Origin of the sequence: Streptomyces ambofaciens ATCC 23877 (assembly GCF_001267885.1) — a bacterium.
Lineage (GTDB): Bacteria > Actinomycetota > Actinomycetes > Streptomycetales > Streptomycetaceae > Streptomyces > Streptomyces ambofaciens.
This window is the reverse complement of sequence record NZ_CP012382.1, coordinates 6,358,775-6,382,820: the sequence shown is the minus strand read 5'-3', so window position 1 is coordinate 6,382,820 and position 24,046 is coordinate 6,358,775. Positions and strand designations below refer to the sequence as shown.

Genomic DNA, 24,046 nt, shown 5'->3' with positions numbered 1-24,046 from the left:
CGCGGGCCCCATTTGCCCGGGGCCCGAGCATCCACGCGGCGGCACACGGGGGCGGCCGTATGGGTGTGCCGCGACACGGAAATGGGGGTCGGCCCCCATCGACCAGGCGGTGCGCGGCGGGGCACGCTGGTCGCTTGCTCGGTCGCGACCCGGGCCGCGTCTCCCCCCGAGGGTGCGCGATGGCCGACAGTGGAGGCGTACCAGTCGTCGCGTCGCAGAAGGAGGCGTACCCCCCGGTGTCCCTGTTCTGGCGGATCTTCGGGCTCAACGCGGTGGTGCTGGGCTTCGCCACGGCCCTGCTGCTGTGGGCTCCGGTGACCGTTTCCGTGCCGGTCCTGCTGACCGAGGCCGTCATCCTGGTGGGCGGGCTGGGCGTCATGCTGGTGGCCAACGGCGCCCTGCTGCGCTGGGGCCTGGCACCGCTGGACCGGCTCACGAAGCTGATGACCACGGTCGACCTGCTCCGCCCGGGCCAGCGGCTTCCGGTGGCCGGCGGCGGTGAGGTCCCCGAGCTGATCCGCACCTTCAACGCCATGCTGGACCGGCTGGAGCACGAGCGGGCCACCAGCAGTGCCCGCGTCCTGCTCGCCCAGGAGGCGGAGCGGCGCCGTATCGCCCAGGAGCTGCACGACGAGGTCGGGCAGAGCATGACCGCGATCCTGCTGGTCCTCGGGCGTTCCGCGGACGACGCCGACGAACCGCTGCGCTCGGAGCTGCAACAGGCGCAGGAGATCACCCGGGAGAGCCTGGACGAGGTCCGCCGCCTGGTACGCCGGCTGCGGCCCGGCGTCCTCGACGATCTCGGTCTGATCAGCGCGCTGTCCTCGCTCACCCACGACTTCGCGACCCACACGGGGCTGCGGGTGGTACGCCGGTTCGACGCCGACCTGCCCGCACTGGACCACGAGACCGAGCTGGTGCTCTACCGGGTGGCGCAGGAGAGCCTGACCAACGCCGCCCGCCACGCGGACGCCCGGCGGCTGGAGGTGGGCCTCGCCCGGGCCGACGGCGCCGTGACGCTCACCATCGGCGACGACGGCCGCGGGATCGAGGCGCCGTGCGAGGGCGCCGGCATCCGCGGCATGCGCGAACGGGCCCTGCTCGTCGGGGCCGCCCTCGACATCACCTCGGCTCCCGGCGCCGGCACCCGCGTCCGGCTCACCGCACCCGTCCCCAGGAAGCAGCCCTGACCATGCCCGACCCGTCCCTGCCCGACCGTTCCCGGCCCGAGCCGTCCGGTTCCGGAACCACCGCGTCCGCCGCGTCGACGGCGCCCGGGTCCCCCGGGCCCGCGTCCGACCCGGCGCGGATCCGCATCCTGCTCGCCGACGACCACGCGCTGGTGCGCCGCGGCGTACGGCTCATCCTCGACCGGGAGCCGGACCTGGAGGTGGTCGCCGAGGCCGGGGACGGTGCGGAGGCGATCGAGATGGCGCGGGCGAACGCCGTCGACCTGGCCGTCCTGGACATCGCGATGCCGCGTCTGACCGGTCTGCAGGCCGCCCGCGAGCTGGCCGCGCTGAAGCCGGGGCTGCGCATCCTCATGCTGACGATGCACGACAACGAGCAGTACCTGTTCCAGGCGCTGAAGTCGGGGGCCTGCGGATACGTCCTGAAGTCCGTCGCCGACCGCGATCTGGTCGCCGCCTGCCGGGCCGCGATGCGGGACGAGCCCTTCCTCTACCCGGGCGCGGTGACCGCCCTGATCCGCAACTACCTCGACCGGGTCCGGCACGGCGAGGAGAGCGCCGACCACATCCTGACGCCCCGGGAGGAGGAGGTCCTCAAGCTCGTCGCCGAGGGCCACTCCTCGAAGGAGATCGCCGAGATCCTCTTCATCAGCGTCAAGACCGTCCAGCGGCACCGGGCGAACCTGCTGCAGAAGCTCGGTCTGCGCGACCGTCTGGAACTCACCCGCTACGCCATCCGCGCCGGCCTCATCGAACCCTGACGCCCCTGATCCGTCCGGGGCTCCGGCCACCCACTCCCGGGCCGGGGCCCCGGGCTCCCCTTCCGCCGGACGGTCCGGCTCACACGACACCCTGACGAGAGGGGACGGTGCATGCGCCCCGCAGGTCGCACCGCCCCCGCGACGGTCCACCCGCTCGCGGCGGCGCTCACCGCGCTGCTGGCCGTCCTGCTGACCCTGGTCCCGGCCGGGTCCGCGACCGGCACGGGCGGCGCGGCAGCGGTGGCACCACCGGCCCACGCGGTGACGACCGCCCCGCACCCGGCCGCCGACCACCACGCCGACGACGGCTGCGCCACGCCCTGCTCCGACCGGGCCAGGGCACGGCACGACCACCTCGGTGAGCGCCCGGCGCCGCCGGACCGCCCCGCCACCGCCCCGCGCTCCGCGGGCGCCGCCCCGGCCGCCGGCGGGCGCACCCCCGCCGGGTCCGGCGCCGTGGCCCTCTCCCCCGGCCGCACACATCACGACCGCGGCCGGGCACCTCCCGCCCCCTCCGGCACCTGAGCACGTACGCGACGCGTACACCCGTCCCTTTCCTCTTCCGCCGCGGCCGCGCAGGCCGCTGCCGCGGCGTGCCCGCCGGAGGCCCCTGTTGCAGCGCTCCCGTATCCCCTTGTCGAAACGTTCCCGCGGCCGCTCCCGGTCGAAGTCCCGGTCCCGGTCCCGGTCCGACGGTCTGCGCACCCGTGCGCTGATCGCCCTGGCCGTGCTGGCCGTGGCCGTGGGCATCGCCGTCACCATGCCGATCCGCCTCGGACTCGATCTGCGCGGCGGCACCCAGATCGTCCTGGAGACCCGCTCCACCCCCACCACCGACGCGGACGCCGAGGCCACCGACCGCACGGTGGAGGTGCTGCGCGGCCGCATCGACGCGCTCGGCGTCGCCGAGCCGACCATCGTCCGCTCCGGTGACCACCGCGTCGTCGTCGAACTGCCCGGCGTCCAGGATCCGCAGCAGGCGGCCGACGTACTGGGCCGCACCGCGCAGCTCACCGTCCACTCGGTCCTCGGCCCGGCCGAGGTGACCGGGAAGGCGGGTGACACCGGTGCGGAGAAGGAGGCCGGAAACCCAGGGAAGGCCGGGGAAGCCGGGAAGGCCGGGGAAGCCGGGAAGGCCGATTCCGACCGGTCCGGCGAGCGCGTGCTGCCCGACGAGTCCGGCCGGCCCCTCCGGCTCGACGGCGCCGCCCTGACCGGGCAGGACGTCAAGGGCGCCGACGCCCGCTTCGACCAGCAGGGCGGCGCGGGGTGGCACGTCACCGTGGACTTCGAGGACGCGGGCAGCGACCGGTGGGCCCGGGTGACCGGCGAGGCGGCCTGCCACCCGGCCGGTGACGACCGGCGCCGGATCGCCATCGTGCTCGACGACAAGATCATCTCCTCGCCGCAGGTCGACCCGTCGGTGGCCTGCGGAGCGGGCATCTCCGGCGGCTCCACCCGGATCACCGGTTCCTTCGACGACGCCGAGGCCCGCGAACTCGCCCTGCTCGTCGAGGGCGGCGCCCTGCCCGTCCCGGTGGAGACGGTGGAACAGCGCACCATCGGGGCCACGCTGGGCGACGAGGCGATCTCGGCCGGCACCTGGGCCGCCGTCGTCGGCACCGCGCTGACCGCGCTGTTCATCATCGCCGTCTACCGCCTCATGGGCGCCCTCGCGGCCGTGGCCCTGCTCTGCTACGGCCTCATCTCCTACGCCGCCCTGGCCGCGATCGGCGCGACCCTGACCCTGCCCGGGCTGGCGGGTTTCGTCCTGGCGATCGGCATGGCGGTGGACGCCAACGTCCTGGTGTTCGAACGCGCCCGCGAGGAGCAGGCCGCCCGCGGCCGGCCCAGTACGCGTTCCGCGCTGACGGCCGGCTTCCGCAGCGCGTTCAGCGCGATCGCCGACTCCAACATCACCACGCTCATCGCCGCCGCCCTGCTGTTCTTCCTCGCGTCCGGCCCGGTCAAGGGCTTCGGCGTCACCCTGGGCATCGGCGTCCTCGCCTCCATGGTCAGCGCCCTGGTGATCACGCGGGTGCTCACCGAGTTCGCCGCGAGCCGCCCGTCCGTCCTCCGCCGCCCCCACCTCACCGGCATCGCCGGCACCGGCCCGGTCCGCGACGCCCTGCTGCGCCGCGACCCGTTCCTGATGCGCCGCCCCCGTCGCTGGCTGGCCGCCTCCGGCGCCGTCCTGGTGCTGGCCGGCTCGGGCGTCCTGGCCCGCGGACTCGACTTCGGCATCGAGTTCACCGGCGGACGGCTCATCGAGTACTCCACCGCCACCGAGGTCGACCCCGAACGGGCCCGTACGGCCCTGGCCGAGGCCGGCTTCCCGCGCGCGGTCGTCCAGTCCTCCGGCGACCACGGGCTCACGGTGCGCACCGAGGAGCTGACCGACGACGAGGCGGCAGCCGTCACCGGGGCCGTCGGCGCCCTCGGCGGCGACACCGTGAAGGTCCGCGACGAGCTGATCGGGCCCAGCCTCGGCGAGGAGCTGCGCCGGGACGCCCTCATCGCCCTCGGCCTGGCCCTCGGCGCCCAGCTCCTGTACCTCGCCGCCCGTTTCCGGCTGCTGTTCGGCACGGCCGCCGTCGGAGCGCTCGCGCACGACGTGGTCGTCCTGGTGGGTGTGTTCGCCTGGCTCGGCAAGCCGATCGACGGGGTGTTCCTGGCCGCGCTGCTGACGGTCGTCGGCTACTCGGTCAACGACTCGGTCGTCCTGTTCGACCGCGTCCGGGAGCTGCTCGGGAAGGACCGCGGGACGCCCTTCGCCCGGCTCGCCAACCGGGCGATCCTCCAGACGCTGCCGCGCACGGTCAACACGGGAACGGGCGCGGTGCTCATCCTGGCCGCCCTGGCCGTACTCGCCGAGGGCTCGCTCACCGACTTCGCCCTCGCCCTGCTGATCGGCGTGGTGGTGGGCACGTACTCGTCGGTGTTCACCGCGGCTCCGCTCGCCGTCGAGCTGCACGGCCGGGCCACCGGGCGCCGCACCCCGCGCCGCGCGGGGCGGGCGGATCCCACCGCGGAGAAGCCGGGAAGCCGGCGCCCACGACGGCAGGAGGTTTCCCAGGGGGAGGTCTAGTAGTGCTTCGTTAGGTTCTGGGCTGTCTGCGGCGGCTTTGTGGGTTGGGTAGAGGCCGTCCGCAGGTGGTGCAGGCACCGGTCCAGCACCTCAGGAGGTCCTGAAGAACGTCGAGGGCCTGGTAGAGGGTCAGGCCGGTGTGTGGGCTTTTGGGTCGAGCCGCCTGAGGGTGAGGAATGCCTGAGCGGCGGTGACGAGCGTGACGTGGTGGTGCCAGCCGCGCCAGGTGCGGCCCTCGAAGTGGTCCAGGCCCAGACCGTGCTTGAGTTCGCGGTAGTCGTGCTCGATCCGCCAGCGCATCTTCGCCCAACGCACCAGGTCAGCGACCGGGGTGGTGGCGGGCAGATTCGATATCCAGTACCCGGTCGGAGCGTCGTGGCCCTCCGGCCATTCGACCAGGAGTGTCTGGGTGGGCAGGACGCCGTCCCACCTGCTGCGGCCGCCGCCCGCCTCCTGGGCTGAGGCCAGGGACTGCTTGCCCGCAGGCCTCACGGTCAGCACCGCGAACCGTGAGGCCATCGGGCCCTTGCTGCCCTGTCGCCAGGTCACCTCGGTGAACCGGCCGGCGCCGGCCTCGACCGCGAGGACCGAGACGGCTCGTGGCGAAGTGCGGTAGCGGGCCAGCGTCGGCGGACCGAGCCCGCCGTAAGCGGGCTGGTGCGGCTCGGCATCCTCCCGGTGGGCGACTTCCTTCCCGGTCAGGGCGAGAACATAGGACAGCCCACGCTGTTCGAGACCGATCCGGAAGGGGGTGCTGACGCCGTAGCCGGCGTCGGCGACCACCACCGGCGCCTTCAGCTGCCACTCGCCGAGCGTGTCGAGCAGGCCGAGCGCGAGACGCCATTTCTCCTGGTGGACGATGTCGTCGGGTACTCCCGCCCTGCGGCATCGGTCCGGATCGTCCGTCCACTCGCGCGGCAGATACAGCTGCCAGTTCAACGGGCAGGACGCGGTGTCGGTGGCGGCGTGGACGCTGACCGCGACCTGGCAGTTCGCCCGCTTGCCGACGGCTCCGCAGTACTGGCGTGCAACGCCGGCCGACGCGGTGCCGCACTTGGGGAACGACACGTCGTCGACAACCCACACCTCGGGCGTGATCACCTCGGCGATCCGCTCGGCGGTCCGCCGTCTGACCGGCAGCGGGTCCCACGGCGACTGGTTCACGAACTGCTGCAGGGCCTGCATGTTCCCGTCCGGCAGCCGCTCGGCCATCGGCTGGACCGACTTCCGCCGGCCATCGAGCATCAGGCCCCGCAGATAACACTCGCCCCAACGCCGCTGATCCCGACGCGGCAACGACCCGAACACATCGGCAACAAACCCCGCTAACTCGCCCCGGAGCCGTTCCACTTCCCCCAGCTTCACCCTGGAAGGCTGCCCACCACCAACCGAGATCACTCAACGTAACGAAGCACTACTAGTGCCGGGCCGTGCAGTTCCTCCAGCGACTGCGGCAGCCGGCCCTCGAACTTCTGCCGGTACAGCGCGAGGTCCTCGGCGTCCGAACCCGACAGACCCAGCGGTGCGGGCGCGGGTGCATTGGTTCGGACTGGAGGGTATGCCCGATTTCGGTGGCCCGGGGCGCGAGAACGACCTGCTCGCCGCCGCTGCTGTTCGTCCCCGATGTCGACCGATCACATCTCTTGCGGCAGCTGACCGACCGCACCGGCGTGGTCGGCCAGGCCCGGCCATGGACTCGTGTGTCCGCCTCGTACGCACGAGCCGCACGCGCCCGCTCCCTCTCCTCTGATATCCGCGACACCGAGGACCATCTGCCCGAGCTGGTGCTGAGCGCCGACGTGGACGCGTTCGCAGACCTGTGTGCCCGAGCCCTCGCAATGCTCAGGACCGTGCCTGACGCGACCGCACGGCAGCTGGACCCATCGAATACTCCTCCGGCCGACGGCGCACACGCCGACTCGACTACGGCGGCGACCGCCAGGCCAACGCCGCCCCGCACCGCATCGTCTTCAGCCGCCTGCGCCACGATCCCCGTCCCCAGTTGCACGACGAACGACGCACCCAGGTGGGCAAGACCCGACGTGAGACCATCCGGTGCCTCAAGCGATACGCGGCCCGCGAGGTTTTCACCCCGGTCCAGACCGGTGTCTTGCACCCCCGCGTTATAGGGGCGTCCGTGTCAGGGGGCTCGACTCGCGTGTGCGTGGCGCTCACGAATTCGGAGCTCTGTGTGCCACGCTTCGCCGCGCCCCTGCCGGTCGTCCACGCTCGGAGACGGCGGCCGGAGAACAGGTTGCTGCCGCATATGCTGCTCGCGACTCAACTGTCGATGCGAGAGGTATCTCTTGAGCAGGCTATTGGACGCATTCGACGCCCGTGTTTCTCCAAGCGATGGCGTCTTCGGTGTGTACGACACATCCGTCGATACCCCTGGGGTGGAGGCGGATTCCGCGAAGTGGTTGCTCTCCGCTCCTGGTCTCGTGTACATGCAGATACCGTCCCAGGTGGTTCGGGCCACCGTGCGGCTGGAGAGTTGGTCCACTCTCCCTGGAGAAGAGATTGCTCAGTGGTTCGGCCGAGAGGAGGTGGAGATGCGACTTCCCAGTGGGGACCTGGCCATCTACACCATCGACGGGGGGCGGCAAGAGGTCCCGCTGACCCTGCCCTCGCCCGGCCTGTTCAGGATGCGGTGGCAGTGGATGTTCAACAGCGAAAGTGGTCCCTTCACCTCACCGCTCTCGTGGCGCACCCTGGAGGTTCCTTCGGTGCGGGACGAGAGGCTGAAGGACAGGGATCTGTACTGTCTCGTGCAAATCTGGCGCATCTCCGTTGAGTAGCTAGGTTGCGGGGCCGGCCGGTGGTCGGTCGGCCCCGCAATACTGTCGGTGTGACTGGACCGCTCCCGTTCAGTCGCCGATACGGATGATGTACGGGTCGTGGCTCAGAATGCGGTCGTTGTCGTACCAGGCGCCGAGACGACGACCGGCTTCCTGGTTCTCTGTTGGGTCGATGTAGCGGACAGAGAAGTCGTTGCGGTACTGGTCACCTTCGTACTGGTGACGGGCAGCGCCCTCGTAGCTCGACGCGAAGGGGAATTCGTCGCAGTCGAGACTCTCCCCTTCGGCGGGTCGTCCTGGCATGCCGCTACTGTTGCAGGTGGATGAGACGAGTGCACGATTGGCGTCATAGCGGTCCCGCTCGGTCACCCCATAGCCCGGCACCAGGCGGTGCAACGGGTCCAAGGGATCCCCGCCGGGTATATTCTTGTCGGTTTTCGTCGGGTAGGTGCTGCTCGGGTCATCGAGGGTGTCGCCGATGTGGTCCGCCGCCGCGGCAACTCCGAGGTACGGCTCGCCGGCTGTGTTGGGCACGCTCTTGTCACTTCTGTCGTAGCGCAAGGCGGGTGTGGCGTCGGGGAACACGGACCCGAGCTGTGCCCGTTGATTGTAGGCGGCGCTGTCGAAGCGCACCTCTCCTTCTTCGCCTTCAGAGGGAATGACCTGACCGTAGCCCGGGATGGTGAACTCGAGGATCGGTGTGAACAGTCCCGTGGCGATCTGGTCGCCGTCGGCGACGTTGGGCATCTTGGGTGCGAATGACCACAGATCGAATTTGGTGTCGCCGTTGGCGTTCCACTGGTTGGGGGAGTCCTCACGGCCCTCGTAGAGTCCGGTGAAACACGCGTCCTCATCCCTGGCCGTCGACGGGACTCCGATGGCCCAGTCGCCCTCGCATTCCAGGGTGGCCTTCAGCTTGGATCCTGGCTTGCTGAAGTCGCCGTTGGTGGTTTTCACGTCGATGTTGAAGTCGAACTCGACGTAACGGGTGTAGGGGCTGGCGTCGAGGCCGCCGATTTTTCCGTACCCAATGAGTGTGTTCCGTGAGATGAAGAGGCCCTTGACGTAGCACCCGGGCGGCCACAGACCACAGCGGATGGCCGGCATGACTGTCAGGGTCTCCTGGCAGTACGAGAAGCGGTTCTTGATCCAGCCGGCTCTGTTGTCGGAGTCGTCGGCATTCACGCATTCGTCGATGTCGGCGATGTAGTCGTACGGGTCGAGCCCGTTGTTCTCCGGCTTGCGACCGCGTATGAACCGGTCGCTGGGAGCCGTGTAGGTACGCTCCCAGACGGCCTTCGTCTCCGTCGGCTCGGCTGCCGAAGGCCCGGTGCGCGGCAGAACCCCAAGGGCCTCGAGGTTACCGTCCCGGTTCATGACTTCCTCGATCCGAGCGGGATCGGCGATCAATTCGGGGTCATTGATCGTGTAGGAGTCGCCGGGCTGGAGGTTGGTGGGCACGCCGGACGCTGCGGTCTCCACGACGAACGTCCGCCACGGGGACCAGCCCAGGTTGTAGTGGGTGCCGTCGTAGGCGTTGGTGCGGAACTTGTACGCCTTGTCGTCCGTCAGTTCGTCCGGGACCTGCACGGTCGCCCATTCGCCGGGCTCCACGTATTCGGAGATGAGTACGCCGTCCCCGGCCGGGGTGGTGATCGGCGTGTTGGTCTCCGCGTCGTAGACCTGGAAGCTGCCGCTGACCCGGTCACCGTCCGCGTCCTCGAACTTGTCCCTGAGGGTCGGGGTGAGGGTGTTGACCCCCCACACGCCCTCGTGGGACCTGAAGGGCGGGCCGGCCTGCTGGGCCGTTCCGTCCTGCGGCCGGTAGTTGTATGTGACCGTCAGCTTGGGCTGATTCGTCGACGCATTAGCCGAGTTGACACGCTTCCAGGCAGTGACGGCGTCAGTGGCCGCGCGCAGGCCCATGTGTCCGCGGGTCGCCTTGGCGGACGCCCAGGTCTGCACGAGCGTGTCGACGTCGGCGTTGATCCATCCGTCCGGCTGGCTGCCGGTGCAGCCCGGGTTTCCGCGTGTCTCGGTGGACGAGTGGTACTGCTGCTTCCACGTCGGTTGGTTCGTCCACCGTGACGAGGTCGACGGTGCACTCGTGTCCCAGACCGTCCAACCCTGAACGGAACAGTTGGTGTTGCCGGAGTGGAAGTTCCACATCGACAGGTTCGTGTCTATGATCAGCGCGTCCTGGATGGGAGTGGTGTCCCAGGTGATGAAGGAGCGCGCGGTGCGGGGCGTTCCGTCCGCGTTGGTGGTTCCCGGGTTGCCGAGGTCGAGTTCGACGTCGTTGGACCAGTCGACCGTCTCGCCCTGCTGCACGTACGTGTCGAAGGCACTGGCGAGGGCGGAGGTGGAGGGATCGACCGTGACCGGGTACTGCGTCTTCTCGTCGGCGAGGAAGTCGGCATCTGGGGTGACGACCAGGTCGATCTCGCCCCGCCCCTTGTCCACGACCTCCATGCCCACGCGTGCTCGTCGAGTGTGCTCGCCGGACACCTTGTCGACGGCCGAGTCCCACATCACCGGTGCGGGCATGGTGGCACGCACATCGCCGGTTTCGGCGTCGGTGAACACCACCGAGTCGTCGTTGCCGGCCTTGGCAGTCATGCCCTTGGCCTGGAGCGGCAGCGTATACGCGAAGTTTCCGTTGGCCGGCTTCTCGGCTATCTCGACGAACTGCTCAAAGCCGGTCCGTGTCGCCTCGACGAGCACATCCGCGCCGGGGACTGCGTCCTGGTAGCGGGCGCGTGTGCCATCGAGTTGCGGTTCGGGCAGTCCGCCCTTCCACTGGAGAGTGACGCGGTCCTCGCCACTGCCCAGAGTGACCAGGTCGCGCGCTGAAGAACCCTGCGCGGCGCTGATCGACTTGGGCCGGGAGCCACCTTTCCCCGCAAGGCGCAGGCCGTTGGGATGCTCTTTAGCTCGCACCGAGCCGTCGGCGGACTTGATGAGGGTCACATCGACCTTCCGCCAGGCACCGTCCCGCCACACCCGCTCGGGGCCTGCGGTGAGTTCAGTGGTCACCGTGCCGTCCGGGTTGGCCACCGTGGATGTCGTGGCGGTCGTCTCGTCAGTCGCGGCGATCTTCTTGCCGCTGCTCTTCGCCTGAGCAATTGCCCAGCCGAGGGAGCCCTTGGCCCGTAGCGCCTTCTTCCTCGCGGCTGCCTGGCTGTCCGTGGCGCCGGACGGCCGCTTCGCGGGCTGTGCCGTGGAGGTCTCCTCTGACACGGACTGTGGAGCAGCGCCCGCGACCCCCACAGCGAGGGAGCCTTCCACGAGGACCAGCAGAGCAGCACCCACCGCCAGCTGTCCCGTCCGTCTTTTTCTGGTACGCGATATTCGCGTGTGCACCAACCGCACGCCCATTCTTCACTCGGCAACGTTTGCAGGCACAGTAGGTCTGCGTGATCACTTGCGACCGTTCGCGAGATGAGATGACCGAAACGCGATCACCTCCCCGTAGCCCGAGCTTGTGGGCCCCGGACCGTAGCGTTCCAAACGTCGCGTAAGTCACGTCCCACTGGTCCTAGCTCCGACCGGATAACGGCTCTTGACGCAGGGAGGGTTGGCGCTTTCGATGCGGGCCTGTCCCGCTACCGGCCGGCACGGCACGTTCAGGTGCTCGAAGCGAACCGGCCCGAGCAGTCGGCCCGCCGACTGCTCGGCAAGTAGGACCCACTCGACGCACAGGCCGCAGCACGAACAGTGCTCAGCAGTCGGCGCGAGTGCCGGTGTTGTCGTCACCGAGCGCCGCCGCCGTCACCGACTCCGAGCAACTGGCCGGCTTCCAGCGCGAGAACGTCGCTTACGGCGGCGACAGAGAGCTGACGGGGTACTTCTGGAACCAGTCGAGGATCGGTTCCTCCTGGCCGTAGCCCTTTGTGGGTCCTCCGTTCCGGCTATGCATGCCCCCGCCGAACCGAGAGCCTGCACACACGCAGGTCAAGCGCCTGTCATGAAGCTGAGTTCAAGGTGGGACTCTCGGAAGGTGTCTGAACCGTCCCGTTCCTCCCGACTCCCGCTCTGGACTCCATGGCCAGCGGTGCGAAGGTCACCTTGGAGCCTGGAAGGCGCCGTGGCCGGGTGACGGCACGTACTCCGAGGGTCGACCCCGGCCGGGATGGATGGGACCGGCCGGGCCGATCCCGTATCCCCTGCCGAGTCAGTTCGGCAGCGAGCTTGCGGGTGGACTTGCACGTCCAGCGCAGCGACAACCTGCGGTCCCCACGCGCATCAGGCTCGATCAGAGACAGCAGCGCATTCCGCAGGGTCGGCTCGCGCTCGATCAGACGCTGCGGCCACCACCACCGACCCGGCGGCCCCCCCGTTACCGTCTTCGTTGGCTCCGCAATGGGGCCTCTGGCCTTCGGGTCCGGCATGACTTCCCCCTCCTGTTGTTGATGACCCGGGGGGGGTGGTGTCACCGGGTCCGAAGGCATCGACGGACCGCTGATGAGGGGCTTGAGCACCGGCTTCACCCGAGCCGGAAGGGCTCTCCTTAACGTGGATGTGGCAGCTCGATGCCCTGGCAAGGCCGGACGAAAGCGTGATGGAGGGGCCTGCACGTGATCGACACCGGCGACATCGACGTCTTCCTCGGCCTGGACGTCGGCAAGGGCACCACGCCACCGCCGTCACCCCGGCCGGCAAGAAGACATTCGACAAGCGCCTGCCCAACACCGAACCCAAACTCCGCGAGCTGTTCGCGAAACTTCAGGCCAAGCACGGAACGGTGCTGGTCGTGGTGGACCAGCCGGCCTTGATCAGTGCCCTTCCGCTGGCGGTTGCGAGGGATATGGGCTGCCCGGTCGCCTACCTGCCGGGGCTGACGATGCGGCGGATCGCCGACCTCTACCCGGGCGACGCGAAGACGGATGCGAGGGACGCGTTCATCATCGCGGACGCGGCCCGCGCGATGCCGCACACGCTGCGGGCGATCGACGGCGAGGACGAGACGATCGCCGAGCTGGAGATGATCGTAGGGTTCGACGACGATCTCGCAGGGGAAGCGACCAGGGTCGCGAACCGGCTGGACGGTCTGTTGACCCAGATCCATCCGTCGCTGGAACGGGTTCTGGGGCCGCGGTTACAGCATCCGGCCGTCCTCACGCTGCTGGAACGGTTTGGCTCCCCGGCTCAGATCCGCAAGGCCGGCCGTCGACGGTTGGTCACCCTGCTGCGACCGAAGGCGCTGCGGATGGCCGAGCGTCTGGTCGAGGAGATATTCGCCGCCCTGGACGAGCAGACCGTTACCGTCCCGGGGACCGGGGCGACCTCGTTGATCGTCCCGAGCCTGGCAGTCTCCCTGACAGCCGTGCTCAACCAGCCCAAACTGCTGGCCGGGCGGATCGGGGAACTCCTGGAGGACCACCCTCTTTCCAAGGTCCTGACCTCGATGCCGGGCGTCGGCGTCAGGACCGGAGCCCGCATCCTGATCGAGGTCGGCGACGGCAGCACCTTCCCGACCGCCGGCCACCTCACCGCCTACGCGGGACTCTCCCCCGCGACCCGGAGCTCGGGCTCCTCGATCCGCGGCGAACAACCCTCCCGGAGGGGAAACAAGCAGCTCAAACGGGCCTTCTTCCTCTCCGCGTTCGCCGCCTTGGGCGACCCTGCCTCCCGGGCCTACTACGACAAGAAGATCGCTCAGGGCAAGCACCACACCCAGGCCCTGTTTTGCCTTGCCCGGCGCCGGGCCGACGTCCTGTTCGCGATGCTCCGCGACGGAACCTTCTGCGAACCCCAGCCGTGGGCCACAGTCACCTGACCAACGGGTCTGCGAGGACAACGACTCGACCGGCCTCGACATCGAAGCCGAGCACCGGATGGCCAGCATCGCCCTCCGGGTCCATCAGCACCGGCTTGCCCAGCCGCCGCCCGATCTCCCGGAGGAACCCGCGGAACACATCAAGTCGATCCTGGCCCTGCAACTCTCGCAGGTCGACGTCGAAGTCGACTTCATCATCGGACCGTTCCTCCCGACTCCCACTCTACGCATCTGAGCCAGCCCGCTGATCAGCCTTCGTCGTTGTCGTTGCCGACCTGCCGGCTCGCGACCGCCTGCAGCGGGGTCTTCGCGAAATGTCCAGCGCTTGAAGCGGCTGCTGCGGGTGCGGTCCTCGCCGCGCTGGCCGCGGCCGGCACGGCGTCCCCCAGGACATTCGTGATCCTGGACGGCACGTTGCTGCCGATCGACCGAATCGCAGCCGACCGGCCCTTGGAAACATGAGAAGCAAGCACGGCATGAACGTGCAGATCATCACCGATCCCGCTGGGCGCCTGGTGTGGGCATCGCCTGCACTGTCGGCGCGGTCCGCGGCTGTGAGCGGCAGGGCGTGGCGGTGGTGATCAGGAGGGTGCACGGGCCGATCCGGCCCTCAATGCGCAGGGCGGCATTGAGGTAGGCGTTGGTTTCCTGCCCCGACGGGTCGGGCTGGGCGGTCCTGCGCAGTCGGCGGCTCCGGCCGGCTGTCCAGTTGCCCCGGCGGTGCAGCCGCACAGTGCCCTTTCGGTGCAGCTCAACGAAGGAGAAACAGATGTTCATCGGCACGCACCAAGGAGCCGCGCCCACCGAGTCGCCGAGGACCAAGATCAACTGATGCGAGGAAGTCGAACGTTTCCGAACATCAGCAAAAACTCGTTCGAGTCATCAACCGGATACGGGTGGTGAGATGGTCGGTGCATAGCCGTTCCTGAGCGGCGTAGGGCCGGTTGCGCCCCTGACCGGTGGTGCCCCTGGTGCGGTGGCGGCGATCTCTCGACTGATAGTGGACAGGCTGCGACCCAGCTTGGCGCCGGTGACCCTGAACTGCCTTTTTGCTCTCTCCGGTCAACTACTTAGATCCGCTCATCCTGGCCTAGCATCGCGCCGAGGAAGCGGAGGGCGGCACCACCGGGCGAACCGGGGGTGCCGCCTTGTTCCGACCGGACGGTCTGCGTCCGTTGCGCCAGCGCTTGCCGGTCTTCGAGTTCACCTCAATGACCCGGCACGCGTCCTCGTTGCTCACACCCTGCTGCATGAGCTGGAATTATGCAGCTCGTTCAGCAAAAGAGCTTCTTGCGGCTTTGAGGGCCCCGCGCTTTTCGAATCTCAAAGTTCATCGCAACCCCTGAACTGGGGTGTTGCGACGACCATTAGAACGGAAGAAGCCTTGCCCGGAGCAGGTCCGCAAGGCGCGACAGCCATCCGCCGGTCTAGCTTTCTGCGGTCGCACCGAGAGGAATTCGAGACGTCTACAGATTCACCGTCGCCGTCCTAGTAACACGACGGTGAGCCCACCGATCACCGCCCCCACAATAAGGCCGACAATCCAGATAGGGTCCATCTTGAAACACCCTTCGATGTGTGATGCTGCCTCAGCCGAATACTTCTGACCATGTGTAGTCGATGGCACCTGTCACCGCGCCTCCCACGCCACCCGTGGCCGCACCGATCCCGCATCCGGCCAGGGCTCCCGGACCCGTCCAGATCGAGCCGAGAGCGCCCGCTGCGCAGCCTCCGGCTCCGCCAGCTACTGCAGTCCCGACGGTTTTGCTGGCGAACTTGCCCCAGTCCCACAACCCGCCGGGGTCGATTCGGTTGACGGGGTCGCCGTCGGCATAGAGATAAGGATTCTGTTCCTGGCCGGAGGGGTCGGGCTGGGTGAAGCGGCCGAGGGTGGGGTCGTAGTAGCGGTGGCCCATCTTGTACAGGCCGGTCGGGTCCGCTTACGCACCCGCATAGCGGTACGGCTGGGGAACGGACTCCGTGGGTGTGGTGCGCGGGAGACCGGTGGGGCCGAAGGCGTAGGTGTGCGTCCGCTTGCCGGTGCTGTCGGCGAGGCCGAGGACGTTGCCGGTGGCGTCGGTGAGGTAGTAGTAGGACTTCCCCCCAGTCGTCATGGAGTTCAGCGTGCCCGAAGGCTCGCGGATGAATCCGGTGTCGACACCGTTTGTGGTCGTGGACGCCAGGCCGAGGGCCGTGTGGTGGAACCAGGTCGAGCCGAGCTTGGTGCGCTCCGCGTTGCTGGTGCCCGCGTGGACCAGGTCGTAGGTTGTGCCGCCCGAGGTGATGCCGGCCAGCTGGCTGTAGTCGGTCCAGGACTCGCCCGTGCGGGGGGTGTTGTCGGCCGCCGAGGTCTCGTTGCCGAGCTTGTCATAGGACCAGCCGGTGGTGGAGCCGTTCTTGCCGCTCAGCTGTGAGGCGTCGTTGTAGGTGTACGTCGTGCCGCCGGGGCAGGTGTTCTTGCTGCCGTCCCGGCTGGTGAGGTTTCCGGCCTTGTCGAAGCAGTACAGCCACGACGCCTTCCGCGCAGCGGCGGAGTCGGCTTCCAGGGCGTAGGTGAGGCGGTCCTGGGAGTCGTAGGTGTAGGTGGTCTTGTACTGGGTGAGGTTGTCGGTGCGGGTGCGGATCTTGGTGGTGTCCTTGCCCGCGCTCGTGTAGCTGTAGGTGAGGTCGATGAAGGTCTGGCTGCCGGAGGTGGTCTTGATTTTTTCCGGGCGGCCGTTCTTGTCGATGGTGACGGTCTGGGTGGTGCCGCCGGGGTAGACGGTCTTGGTGCGCTTGTCGTTGTTGTTGTAGTCGAAGTCGGTCTTCTTGCCGTCCGGCGCCGTCAGGTGGTCGAGGCGGCCGGCCTTGTCCCAGGTGTAGTCCGTCTTTCCGGTCGGGTCGGTGTAGAAGTCGACGTCGCCGCCCGGGGTGTAGGCGAGGACGGTCTGGGCGCCGTTTTGCAGGGTTCGGCGCTTCTCGCGGTTGAGCTTGTCGTACTCCCAGGTGGTGGTGCCGGAGGCGTCGGTGCGGGTCTTGACGTTGCCGTCACCGTCGTAGGAGTACGTGACGGTGGAGTTGGTGGAGGAGACCTCGCGCACGCGGTCGCGGTTGTCGTAGGTGTAGACGGTCTTGATGCCACGACCGTCGGTGACGGTCTCCACCCGGCCGAGCGCGTCGTACGTGTACGTGGTCTCTCCCAGCGGCGCCGGCGGCTTCACCTTCCACAGGTTGCCCCGGTCGTCGTAGGTGAAGGAGGTGACCTTGCCGCCCGCGTCCTTGGCGGTGCAGCGCTGGCCCTCGAAACCGCCGCACTTGGGGGTGGCTTCGTTGTAGGTGTACTCACGGGTGCCGCCCGCGGTGCCCGACGTCGTCACCGACATCGTGTTGCCGTTGGCGTCGTACTTGAAGGAGTCCTTGCGGCCGTCCGCGGTGGTGAAGTCGTTGGGCAGGTCGGTGCCGGCGACCGTCTGGTACGCCGTCACGGACGCCGTCGCCCCGAGCGGGAGCTTCTGGGAGACGGCGTTGTTGCGGCCGTCCCAGCCGTAGGTGGTGGTGTTGCCGCCGGTGCCGTCCGTGCCGGTGCCCATCGCGTCGATCGCGGTCTGGGTGAGGTGGTTCTTGTAGGTGGAGTGGCGTGAGTGGCCGAGGGGGTCGGTGACCTTGGTGACCTCGCCGTCGGCGTTGTGCGTGTAGATCGTCTCGTCGCCGTCCGGGTCCGTCACGGTCGTCGTGCCGGCGTCGGAGGGGGTGGCCGCGCCGTAGTCGTAGCGCCAGGTCGGGCCCGTGTGCCCGCCGGAGGCGGATTCTGTGGCGCGCTGCATGGAGGTGACGCGGTTGTGGCTGTCGTAGGTGAACAGGGTGACGGTGCCTTCGGGGGTGGTCACCTTCGTCACCCGGCGGGAGGAGTCGTACTCGTAGGCGGTGGCCTTGCCGGCGGTGTCGGTGACCTTGGCGAGGTTGCCGGATCCGTCGAGGTCGAGGACGGCGGTGCGGCCGGTGTGGTCCTTGGCCTGCCACTGGTTCGGGTAGGTCTTGACGAGGTCGATCCAGCGACCCGAGCGGGTCTCGGTGAGCTTGAAGCCCTTGTGCTCGGCGCCTTCGTCGTGCTGGTCGACGGTGATCGTGCCCTTGTTCTTGTCCGTGACCTTCGTCAGGGTGCCGTGTTCGTTGTAGGTGTCCTTGGTGCCGGACTTGCGGTCGGTGAGGGTGTAGGTGCCGTCCGCGTTCTTCTTCAAGTCCTTCGAATAGCCGGCGGGGGTGGTGTAGCCGCCGTCGGTCCTGGCGGTGAAGCGCAGCAGGGCGCCGGTGGCGTCGAAGACGTCGACTTCACCGTCGTTGATCTGCAGGTAGCGCTCGTATCCCTGCCACCAGCGCTGCGACACCTTCCCCCACGGCGCTTCGAGGGAGTTGTAGGTGCGGGTGAGCTGGATTTCCTGGCCGACGCCAGCGATGTCGAAGTCCGTCGCCGCCAGCATCAGGTTGCCGTTGGAGACGTTCACCCGCGCCACCAGGGCGTCGTTCAGGCGGGTGTCGACAGTCTGGTGCCAGGGCACCTCGCCTTGCCCTTCGGGCAGGTAATCGGACGCGGCAGCGGCAGCGGTAGCCGAGCGGGACGCCGGGGTCTTGGCCGGTGCGTCGCCTGTCGCACGAGCCTTCCGGGCCGCCCGCCAGGCTGCGACCTCTGCCGACGGCTTGGCCTCGGCCTCCGAGTCCGGCGCCGTGATCGAACCGGCCGGTGTCGCGGGCACTTCCACCTTGGTCGGCTTCGTCCACGGGCTCTCCGGCTGCGGCAGCTCGGCCTTCGGTGCCGCAGCCAGACCGGGAGCTGCGGCGATCATCACAGCAGCCGTGGTGATCGCCGATATCAATGCAGTTCTGTGTGTTCTCCGGGCACGCCGAAACGGCGTGCGGTCGGCACGCGAGTGCATGAGCTTCCCCCCACAGGAAGTCAGAACCGGCGACCCCAGCGGTCACCAGTGGCACACAATCCGGCGCGACGTCCCCCCGAACGCCCGTGACATGCGGTCCGGAATCAGCCCCGCCGCTTCAGCGCGGCAAACCGGACCTAACCACCCTGACCACCCTGCAGTCCGGGCGGAATTGATGGTTCTGTTACCACTCATCGGCGATACCTTGACCGAAACCTTGTGACCTGGGCCTCCTTCATTAAAGGGGAGGTCAGCGGGTGTTTTGTTTCGGCCAGGTTCCGGCCTGCCTCCTACGCTGCCGGACGGCGCTCACAGGTCATCGTCGCCGGTCACGGACGGAAAGCGCTGTCCAGGCAAGTTGTCTCAGAGCGTACGGCGGACGTGAGGCTCTCCTGCACCCACGGCTTCACGCAATGCACACTTTCCTCGTCCTGCATGCGTGGTCCCCCAACCCGCGGCAACCACCCCTGCTGTGAAGGACACTCTTCCCCGATGAACGCACTGGGCAGACGCATGCCCTGCTCCAGCCCAAGCCGCCACCCCTCCCCCGCCACGCACCGGACCGCCCGCGCCGTGCAGCGGACCGGACGTCTGCTGTGCTGGAGCCTCGCCGCCGGCATGACCACCGCAGCCGCAGACCTGCTCCTCGAACCCCAGACACCGTGGTGGGAGACCGTATGGCCACTGCCCTGGTACCTCACCAGCCTGTCCATCCCGGGCCGCGCCCGCGAGAAGGCCACACAGCGCCCGCCCGACGAGAATCACCTCCCGGACAGCTGGGACCAGGCGGCATAGAACCTGCAGCAAACCGGCGCATGCATGCCCAAACGGGGTCCGGCCCCAAGCGGTTCCCTTGCTGAGGCTCGGCGGGCCGCGCAGCGGGCTGTCGACGGCCCTTGGCGTTCTGCCGGCAGGTGCGTGCCTAGTAGTGCTTCGTTACGTTGAGTGATCTCGGTTGGTGGTGGGCAGCCTTCCAGGGTGAAGCTGGGGGAAGTGGAACGGCTCCGGGGCGAGTTAGCGGGGTTTGTTGCCGATGTGTTCGGGTCGTTGCCGCGTCGGGATCAGCGGCGTTGGGGCGAGTGTTATCTGCGGGGCCTGATGCTCGATGGCCGGCGGAAGTCGGTCCAGCCGATGGCCGAGCGGCTGCCGGACGGGAACATGCAGGCCCTGCAGCAGTTCGTGAACCAGTCGCCGTGGGACCCGCTGCCGGTCAGACGGCGGACCGCCGAGCGGATCGCCGAGGTGATCACGCCCGAGGTGTGGGTTGTCGACGACGTGTCGTTCCCCAAGTGCGGCACCGCGTCGGCCGGCGTTGCACGCCAGTACTGCGGAGCCGTCGGCAAGCGGGCGAACTGCCAGGTCGCGGTCAGCGTCCACGCCGCCACCGACACCGCGTCCTGCCCGTTGAACTGGCAGCTGTATCTGCCGCGCGAGTGGACGGACGATCCGGACCGATGCCGCAGGGCGGGAGTACCCGACGACATCGTCCACCAGGAGAAATGGCGTCTCGCGCTCGGCCTGCTCGACACGCTCGGCGAGTGGCAGCTGAAGGCGCCGGTGGTGGTCGCCGACGCCGGCTACGGCGTCAGCACCCCCTTCCGGATCGGTCTCGAACAGCGTGGGCTGTCCTATGTTCTCGCCCTGACCGGGAAGGAAGTCGCCCACCGGGAGGATGCCGAGCCGCACCAGCCCGCTTACGGCGGGCTCGGTCCGCCGACGCTGGCCCGCTACCGCACTTCGCCACGAGCCGTCTCGGTCCTCGCGGTCGAGGCCGGTGCCGGCCGGTTCACCGAGGTGACCTGGCGACAGGGCAGCAAGGGCGCGATGGCCTCACGGTTCGCGGTGCTGACCGTGAGGCCTGCGGGCAAGCAGTCCCTGGCCTCAGCCCAGGAGGCGGGCGGCGGCCGCAGCAGGTGGGACGGCGTCCTGCCCGCCCAGACACTCCTGGTCGAATGGCCGGAGGGCCAGGACGCTCCGACCGGGTACTGGATATCGAATCTGCCCGCCACCACCCCGGTCGCTGACCTGGTGCGTTGGGCGAAGATGCGCTGGCGGATCGAGCACGACTACCGCGAACTCAAGCACGGTCTGGGCCTGGACCACTTCGAGGGCCGCACCTGGCGCGGCTGGCACCACCACGTCACGCTCGTCACCGCCGCTCAGGCATTCCTCACCCTCAGGCGGCTCGACCCAAAAGCCCACACACCGGCCTGACCCTCTACCAGGTCCTCGACGTTCTTCAGGACCTCCTGAGGTGCTGGACCGGTGCCTGCACCACCTGCGGACGGCCTCTACCCAACCCACAAAGCCGCCGCAGACAGCCCAGAACCTAACGAAGCACTACTAGGCGCCCGTGAAGTGCTCCCCCACCAGGGTCCGCACCACGTCCAGGTCGCCGGCGATCAGCGCGTCCAGCAGCGCCGTGTGTTCGTGCGCGTCGGCGATCAGGTCGGCCCGCCCCCGTACCGCGGGGGCGCCGGCCGGCGGCCACTGGGCGCGGCGGTGCAGGTCACCGGCGATCCGGACGAGCTGGTCGTTGCCGGCCAGCACGAGCACCGCGCGGTGGAAGCCGCGGTCGGCCTCGGCGTAGGCCGCCGGGCAGCCGGACGACGCGGCCCGGACGGTGGCCTCGGCGAGGGGGCGCAGCTCCGCCCAGCGTTCGGCGGGGACGGTCCGGGCCAGGCGCAGTATCACGGGGACCTCGATGAGCGCCCGGACCTCGGCGAGTTCGGCCAGCTCCCGGTCGCCGCGTTCGAGGACGCGGAAGCCCCGGTTGGGGACGACCTCGACGGCGCCCTCCTGGGCGAGCTGCTGCATGGCCTCCCGTACGGGCGTGGCCGAGACGCCGAACCGCTCGCCGAGCGCGGGTGCCGAGTAGACCTCGCCGGGGCGCAGCTCGCCGGCCACCAGCGCGGTGCGCAGGGCGTCGAGGACCTGCCCGCGTACGGAGGAGCGCTGCACGAGGACGCGCGGGCGGGGCGGGAGGGGTTCGCTGTGCGTGTGCTCGCCGCGTACGCCCCCGGCAGGGCCCGCGCGCCCCGGGGCCCGGTCCCGGTCGCCGTCCGCGGCGCGGGGCTGCACGGGTATGCCGGCCGCTCCGGCCCGCTCGGCGGTGCGGGCCCGCCCGGTGCCCGTCCCTGGGGGCCCCTGCGCGCTCGGCTTCACGGGTCCTCCTGCGGGACGTGTCGGTACTTGGGGTCATTACGGCGGGTTGTCGCCTGTCCGTCAAGCACCATAAGCGCACCGGCCGCCAGTTCAAATCCCGCGAATTTTCGATAAGGTAAGGCTTACCTCAAACAGCCCGTGGTCCGACGTGGAACGGTGGTCCCGCATGCCTGTCACCCGCACGGCCTTCGCGGACGCCTACGCGCGCCTGTCCGAGGTCCTCCCGGGACTGGGCGTCACCGAGCTGGACGCCGACGGCGACCTGCCGTGCGACGGCGGGTGGGTCCCGGCCGGCTCGCTCGCCGCGGGCGGGGCGGAACTGGAGGCGTTCCTCGCCTGGGACGACGCCCAGGTGCTGCGGGACTACGGGCAGCGGGCCCGGCCGGACGTGATCGCGAGCTTCGGTCTGCACCGGTACGCGTGGCCGGCCTGTCTGCTGATCACCGTGCCGTGGTTCCTGCACCGCCGGGTCCCCCGCTATCCCGCGGCCCAGGTCGCCTACGACCGCTCCGCCGCCGGCCTGCCCCTCGGCCGCATGGCCGTGCGGGCCGCCGGTTTCGCCTGCCTGCCGGGCGATCCGGCCGCCGCCCTGCCCGGTGCCCGTGTGGTCGCCGACGAGGAGGCGCTGCGGGCCGAGGTGCGGGCCTCCGTGGCGGAGCACCTGGAGCCGGTGCTGGCGGGTTTCGGACCGCGCATGCGGCGGCGCGGACGCGCCCTGTGGGGCATGGCGACCGACGAGGTCGTGGAGGGCCTGTGGTACGTCGCTCACCTGCTCGGCGAGCAGGAACGGGCCCGGCACGAGCTGGAGCTGCTGCTGCCGGGCGCGACCAAGCCGTACGTGGGCGACGCCGCGTTCCGCGAACTGACGGGGCCGGACGGCGAGTCGCTGCACACCCGGGACCGGGCGAGCTGCTGCATGTTCTACACGCTGCGCCCCAAGGACACCTGCGCCACCTGCCCGCGCACCTGTGACGCGGACCGCGTCGGCAAGCTGCTCGCCACGGCGGTCTGAGCCGCCGCCCGGCGCACCCGCCCGCGGCGGTCCCTCGAGATCACCGGGCTCGCTCCACAACTCCCTCGTGCAGCACGGGCGGTTTCCACGGAACCACTCGTACGGGTTATCTTATTCGAACTCAATTCCCGCTCCTCACGCGGCAGTTCGAGCAGATCGTCGCCCTGGGCACCCCCTCGCACCCACTTGGCGGCCTCTTGCCCCGAAACCCCCCTGAGGGCCGCCGGGTTTGGGCCACCATGGCGGGCGTTACGCCCTATCCCAATGCAAGGGACCCCAGATGAGATTGACCGACATATCGCTGAACTGGCTGCTTCCGGGCGCCGTGCTGCTCCTGGGCATGCTGGCGGCGGTGGCGGTGCTCGCGCGCGGCAAGCGTTCCTCGGGGAAGGACGCGGGCGCGGACGACTCGTGGGAGCGCATGGAGGAGCGCCGCAGGCGCAAGGAGGCCCTCTACGGCACCTTCTCCTATGTCCTGCTCTTCTGCTGCGCCGCGGTCGCCGCGGCGCTCTCCTTCCACGGTCTGGTCGGCTTCGGCGAGCAGAACCTCGGCCTGACCGGCGGCTGGCAGTACCTGGTCCCGTTCGGCCTCGACGGCGCGGCGATGTTCTGCTCCGTCCTCGCGGTGCGCGAGGCCAGCCACGGTGACGCGGCGCTCGGCTCCCGCATACTCGTGTGGACCTTCGCCTTCGCGGCCGCGTGGTTCAACTGGGTGCACGCGCCCCGCGGCCTCGGTCACGCGGGTGCCCCGCACTTCTTCGCGGGCATGTCCCTGTCGGCGGCGGTGCTGTTCGACCGGGCCCTGAAGCAGACCCGCCGGGCCGCACTGCGCGAGCAGGGCCTCGTGCCGCGTCCGCTCCCGCAGATCCGCATGGTCCGCTGGCTGCGGGCCCCCAGGGAGACGTACCGCGCCTGGTCGCTGATGCTCCTGGAGGGCGTGCGCAGCCTCGACGAGGCGGTCGACGAGGTGCGCGACGACCGGCGTCGCAAGGAAGAGACCAAGCAGCGCCGGCGCGAGCAGGAGCGCCTGGAGCGGGCGCAGCTCAAGGCGATCAGCCGGGGCCACGGGCACCGGGGCTTCCCCGGCCGCGGCGGTCGGCCGGTCGAGGTCGAGGTGCAGCAGGTCGAGCGGGGTGCCGAACGGGCCACTGCGGAGCCTGCCATATCGACCCCGGACCCCCTGCCCGTGCGCCAGCGGCCCTCGCTGCAGCCCGTCCGCGGCGGAACTGACCAGGTGACCGTCGACCTCACCGCGGAGGACGACACCCAGGCACTGCCGCGCCTGGACTCCCTGGAGCGCAAGCTCAAGGACCTGGAGCAGCAGTTCGGTTAGCCGCATGCCG

Annotated in this window: 13 protein-coding genes and 6 pseudogenes; 13 read left to right on the top strand and 6 right to left on the bottom strand. The window is 69.5% G+C overall.

What is annotated here, in order from left to right; genetic code table 11:
• Positions 1-236: 236 nt before the first annotated feature.
• From SAM23877_RS27985 to secD, 4 genes are all read left to right on the top strand, one after another.
• A complete protein-coding gene (locus SAM23877_RS27985) occupies positions 237-1,190 on the top strand; it encodes a HAMP domain-containing sensor histidine kinase (protein ID WP_053139101.1) in 954 nt (317 codons plus the stop codon).
• Between the two features lie 2 nt (positions 1,191-1,192).
• Positions 1,193-1,951 carry a response regulator gene (locus SAM23877_RS27980; RefSeq protein ID WP_079030483.1) on the top strand — a complete coding sequence of 253 codons (759 nt, stop codon included), beginning with the start codon at positions 1,193-1,195 and terminating at the stop codon, positions 1,949-1,951.
• A gap of 111 nt (positions 1,952-2,062) precedes the next feature.
• On the top strand, positions 2,063-2,476 hold the full coding sequence (locus tag SAM23877_RS27975) for a hypothetical protein (RefSeq protein ID WP_053139099.1): 414 nt from the start codon (positions 2,063-2,065) through the stop codon (positions 2,474-2,476).
• A 235-nt stretch (positions 2,477-2,711) separates the two neighbouring features.
• Positions 2,712-5,039 carry a protein translocase subunit SecD gene (gene secD / locus SAM23877_RS27970; RefSeq protein ID WP_244903082.1) on the top strand — a complete coding sequence of 776 codons (2,328 nt, stop codon included), beginning with the start codon at positions 2,712-2,714 and terminating at the stop codon, positions 5,037-5,039.
• A 129-nt stretch (positions 5,040-5,168) separates the two neighbouring features.
• Here the strand turns inward: secD and SAM23877_RS27965 are convergent, their stop codons facing one another.
• A complete protein-coding gene (locus tag SAM23877_RS27965) occupies positions 5,169-6,404 on the bottom strand; it encodes an IS701 family transposase (protein ID WP_079030482.1) in 1,236 nt (411 codons plus the stop codon).
• Between the two features lie 242 nt (positions 6,405-6,646).
• Here SAM23877_RS27965 and SAM23877_RS41440 point away from each other — a divergent pair.
• Positions 6,647-6,919, top strand: a pseudogene (locus SAM23877_RS41440) (PucR family transcriptional regulator); the annotation flags it as partial.
• A gap of 438 nt (positions 6,920-7,357) precedes the next feature.
• Complete coding sequence (locus SAM23877_RS27960; RefSeq protein WP_244903007.1) at positions 7,358-7,837, top strand: hypothetical protein; 480 nt, start codon at positions 7,358-7,360, stop codon at positions 7,835-7,837.
• A gap of 69 nt (positions 7,838-7,906) precedes the next feature.
• On the opposite strand, the gene SAM23877_RS42140 is transcribed toward SAM23877_RS27960, so the two are convergent.
• A complete protein-coding gene (locus tag SAM23877_RS42140) occupies positions 7,907-11,215 on the bottom strand; it encodes a DNRLRE domain-containing protein (protein WP_159042003.1) in 3,309 nt (1,102 codons plus the stop codon).
• A 368-nt stretch (positions 11,216-11,583) separates the two neighbouring features.
• Here SAM23877_RS42140 and SAM23877_RS39685 point away from each other — a divergent pair, with 368 nt between their 5' ends.
• Positions 11,584-11,724, top strand: a complete 141-nt coding sequence (locus tag SAM23877_RS39685; RefSeq protein WP_159042002.1) for a hypothetical protein — start codon at positions 11,584-11,586, stop codon at positions 11,722-11,724.
• A gap of 270 nt (positions 11,725-11,994) precedes the next feature.
• On the opposite strand, the pseudogene SAM23877_RS41425 reads toward SAM23877_RS39685, so the two are convergent.
• Positions 11,995-12,167: pseudogene (locus SAM23877_RS41425) on the bottom strand (ISAzo13-like element transposase-related protein); the annotation flags it as partial.
• A 247-nt stretch (positions 12,168-12,414) separates the two neighbouring features.
• Here SAM23877_RS41425 and SAM23877_RS27950 point away from each other — a divergent pair.
• A pseudogene (locus tag SAM23877_RS27950) lies at positions 12,415-13,616 on the top strand (IS110 family RNA-guided transposase).
• Here SAM23877_RS27950 and SAM23877_RS41420 read toward each other — a convergent pair.
• Positions 13,609-13,818 (bottom strand): annotated as a pseudogene (locus SAM23877_RS41420) (hypothetical protein); the annotation flags it as partial. The pseudogenes SAM23877_RS27950 and SAM23877_RS41420 sit on opposite strands and share 8 nt — an antisense overlap.
• Before the next feature lie 131 nt (positions 13,819-13,949).
• On the opposite strand from SAM23877_RS41420, the pseudogene SAM23877_RS37975 reads away from it, so the two are divergent.
• A pseudogene (locus tag SAM23877_RS37975) lies at positions 13,950-14,152 on the top strand (IS5/IS1182 family transposase); the annotation flags it as partial.
• Positions 14,153-15,205: 1,053 nt separating this feature from the next.
• On the opposite strand, the pseudogene SAM23877_RS27945 reads toward SAM23877_RS37975, so the two are convergent.
• Positions 15,206-18,436, bottom strand: a pseudogene (locus SAM23877_RS27945) (RHS repeat-associated core domain-containing protein).
• A 582-nt stretch (positions 18,437-19,018) separates the two neighbouring features.
• Here SAM23877_RS27945 and SAM23877_RS27940 point away from each other — a divergent pair.
• The gene (locus tag SAM23877_RS27940; RefSeq protein WP_053139090.1) at positions 19,019-19,321 is read left to right on the top strand and encodes a hypothetical protein; all 303 of its coding nucleotides are present in this window, start codon (positions 19,019-19,021) and stop codon (positions 19,319-19,321) included.
• 183 nt (positions 19,322-19,504) lie between these two features.
• On the top strand, positions 19,505-20,740 hold the full coding sequence (locus SAM23877_RS27935; RefSeq protein ID WP_079030481.1) for an IS701 family transposase: 1,236 nt from the start codon (positions 19,505-19,507) through the stop codon (positions 20,738-20,740).
• Between the two features lie 129 nt (positions 20,741-20,869).
• Here the strand turns inward: SAM23877_RS27935 and SAM23877_RS27930 are convergent, their stop codons facing one another.
• Positions 20,870-21,691, bottom strand: a complete 822-nt coding sequence (locus tag SAM23877_RS27930; protein WP_053139087.1) for a GntR family transcriptional regulator — start codon at positions 21,689-21,691, stop codon at positions 20,870-20,872.
• A gap of 166 nt (positions 21,692-21,857) precedes the next feature.
• Between SAM23877_RS27930 and SAM23877_RS27925 the strand changes: the two genes are divergently transcribed.
• A complete protein-coding gene (locus tag SAM23877_RS27925; protein WP_053139085.1) occupies positions 21,858-22,703 on the top strand; it encodes a (2Fe-2S)-binding protein in 846 nt (281 codons plus the stop codon).
• A 280-nt stretch (positions 22,704-22,983) separates the two neighbouring features.
• Positions 22,984-24,036 carry a DUF2637 domain-containing protein gene (locus SAM23877_RS27920; RefSeq protein ID WP_053139083.1) on the top strand — a complete coding sequence of 351 codons (1,053 nt, stop codon included), beginning with the start codon at positions 22,984-22,986 and terminating at the stop codon, positions 24,034-24,036.
• Positions 24,037-24,046 lie beyond the last annotated feature (10 nt).

Excerpts from the sequence above, each read along its gene's own strand:
- SAM23877_RS27940 (WP_053139090.1), top strand. The coding sequence starts at position 19,019 with ATGAACGCACTGGGCAGACGCATGCCCTGCTCCAGCCCAAGCCGCCAC.
- SAM23877_RS27980 (WP_079030483.1), top strand. The coding sequence starts at position 1,193 with ATGCCCGACCCGTCCCTGCCCGACCGTTCCCGGCCCGAGCCGTCCGGT.
- secD (WP_244903082.1), top strand. The coding sequence starts at position 2,712 with ATGCCGATCCGCCTCGGACTCGATCTGCGCGGCGGCACCCAGATCGTC.
- SAM23877_RS27925 (WP_053139085.1), top strand. The coding sequence starts at position 21,858 with ATGCCTGTCACCCGCACGGCCTTCGCGGACGCCTACGCGCGCCTGTCC.
- SAM23877_RS27975 (WP_053139099.1), top strand. The coding sequence starts at position 2,063 with ATGCGCCCCGCAGGTCGCACCGCCCCCGCGACGGTCCACCCGCTCGCG.
- SAM23877_RS27920 (WP_053139083.1), top strand. The coding sequence starts at position 22,984 with ATGAGATTGACCGACATATCGCTGAACTGGCTGCTTCCGGGCGCCGTG.
- SAM23877_RS42140 (WP_159042003.1), bottom strand. The coding sequence starts at position 11,215 with ATGGGCGTGCGGTTGGTGCACACGCGAATATCGCGTACCAGAAAAAGA.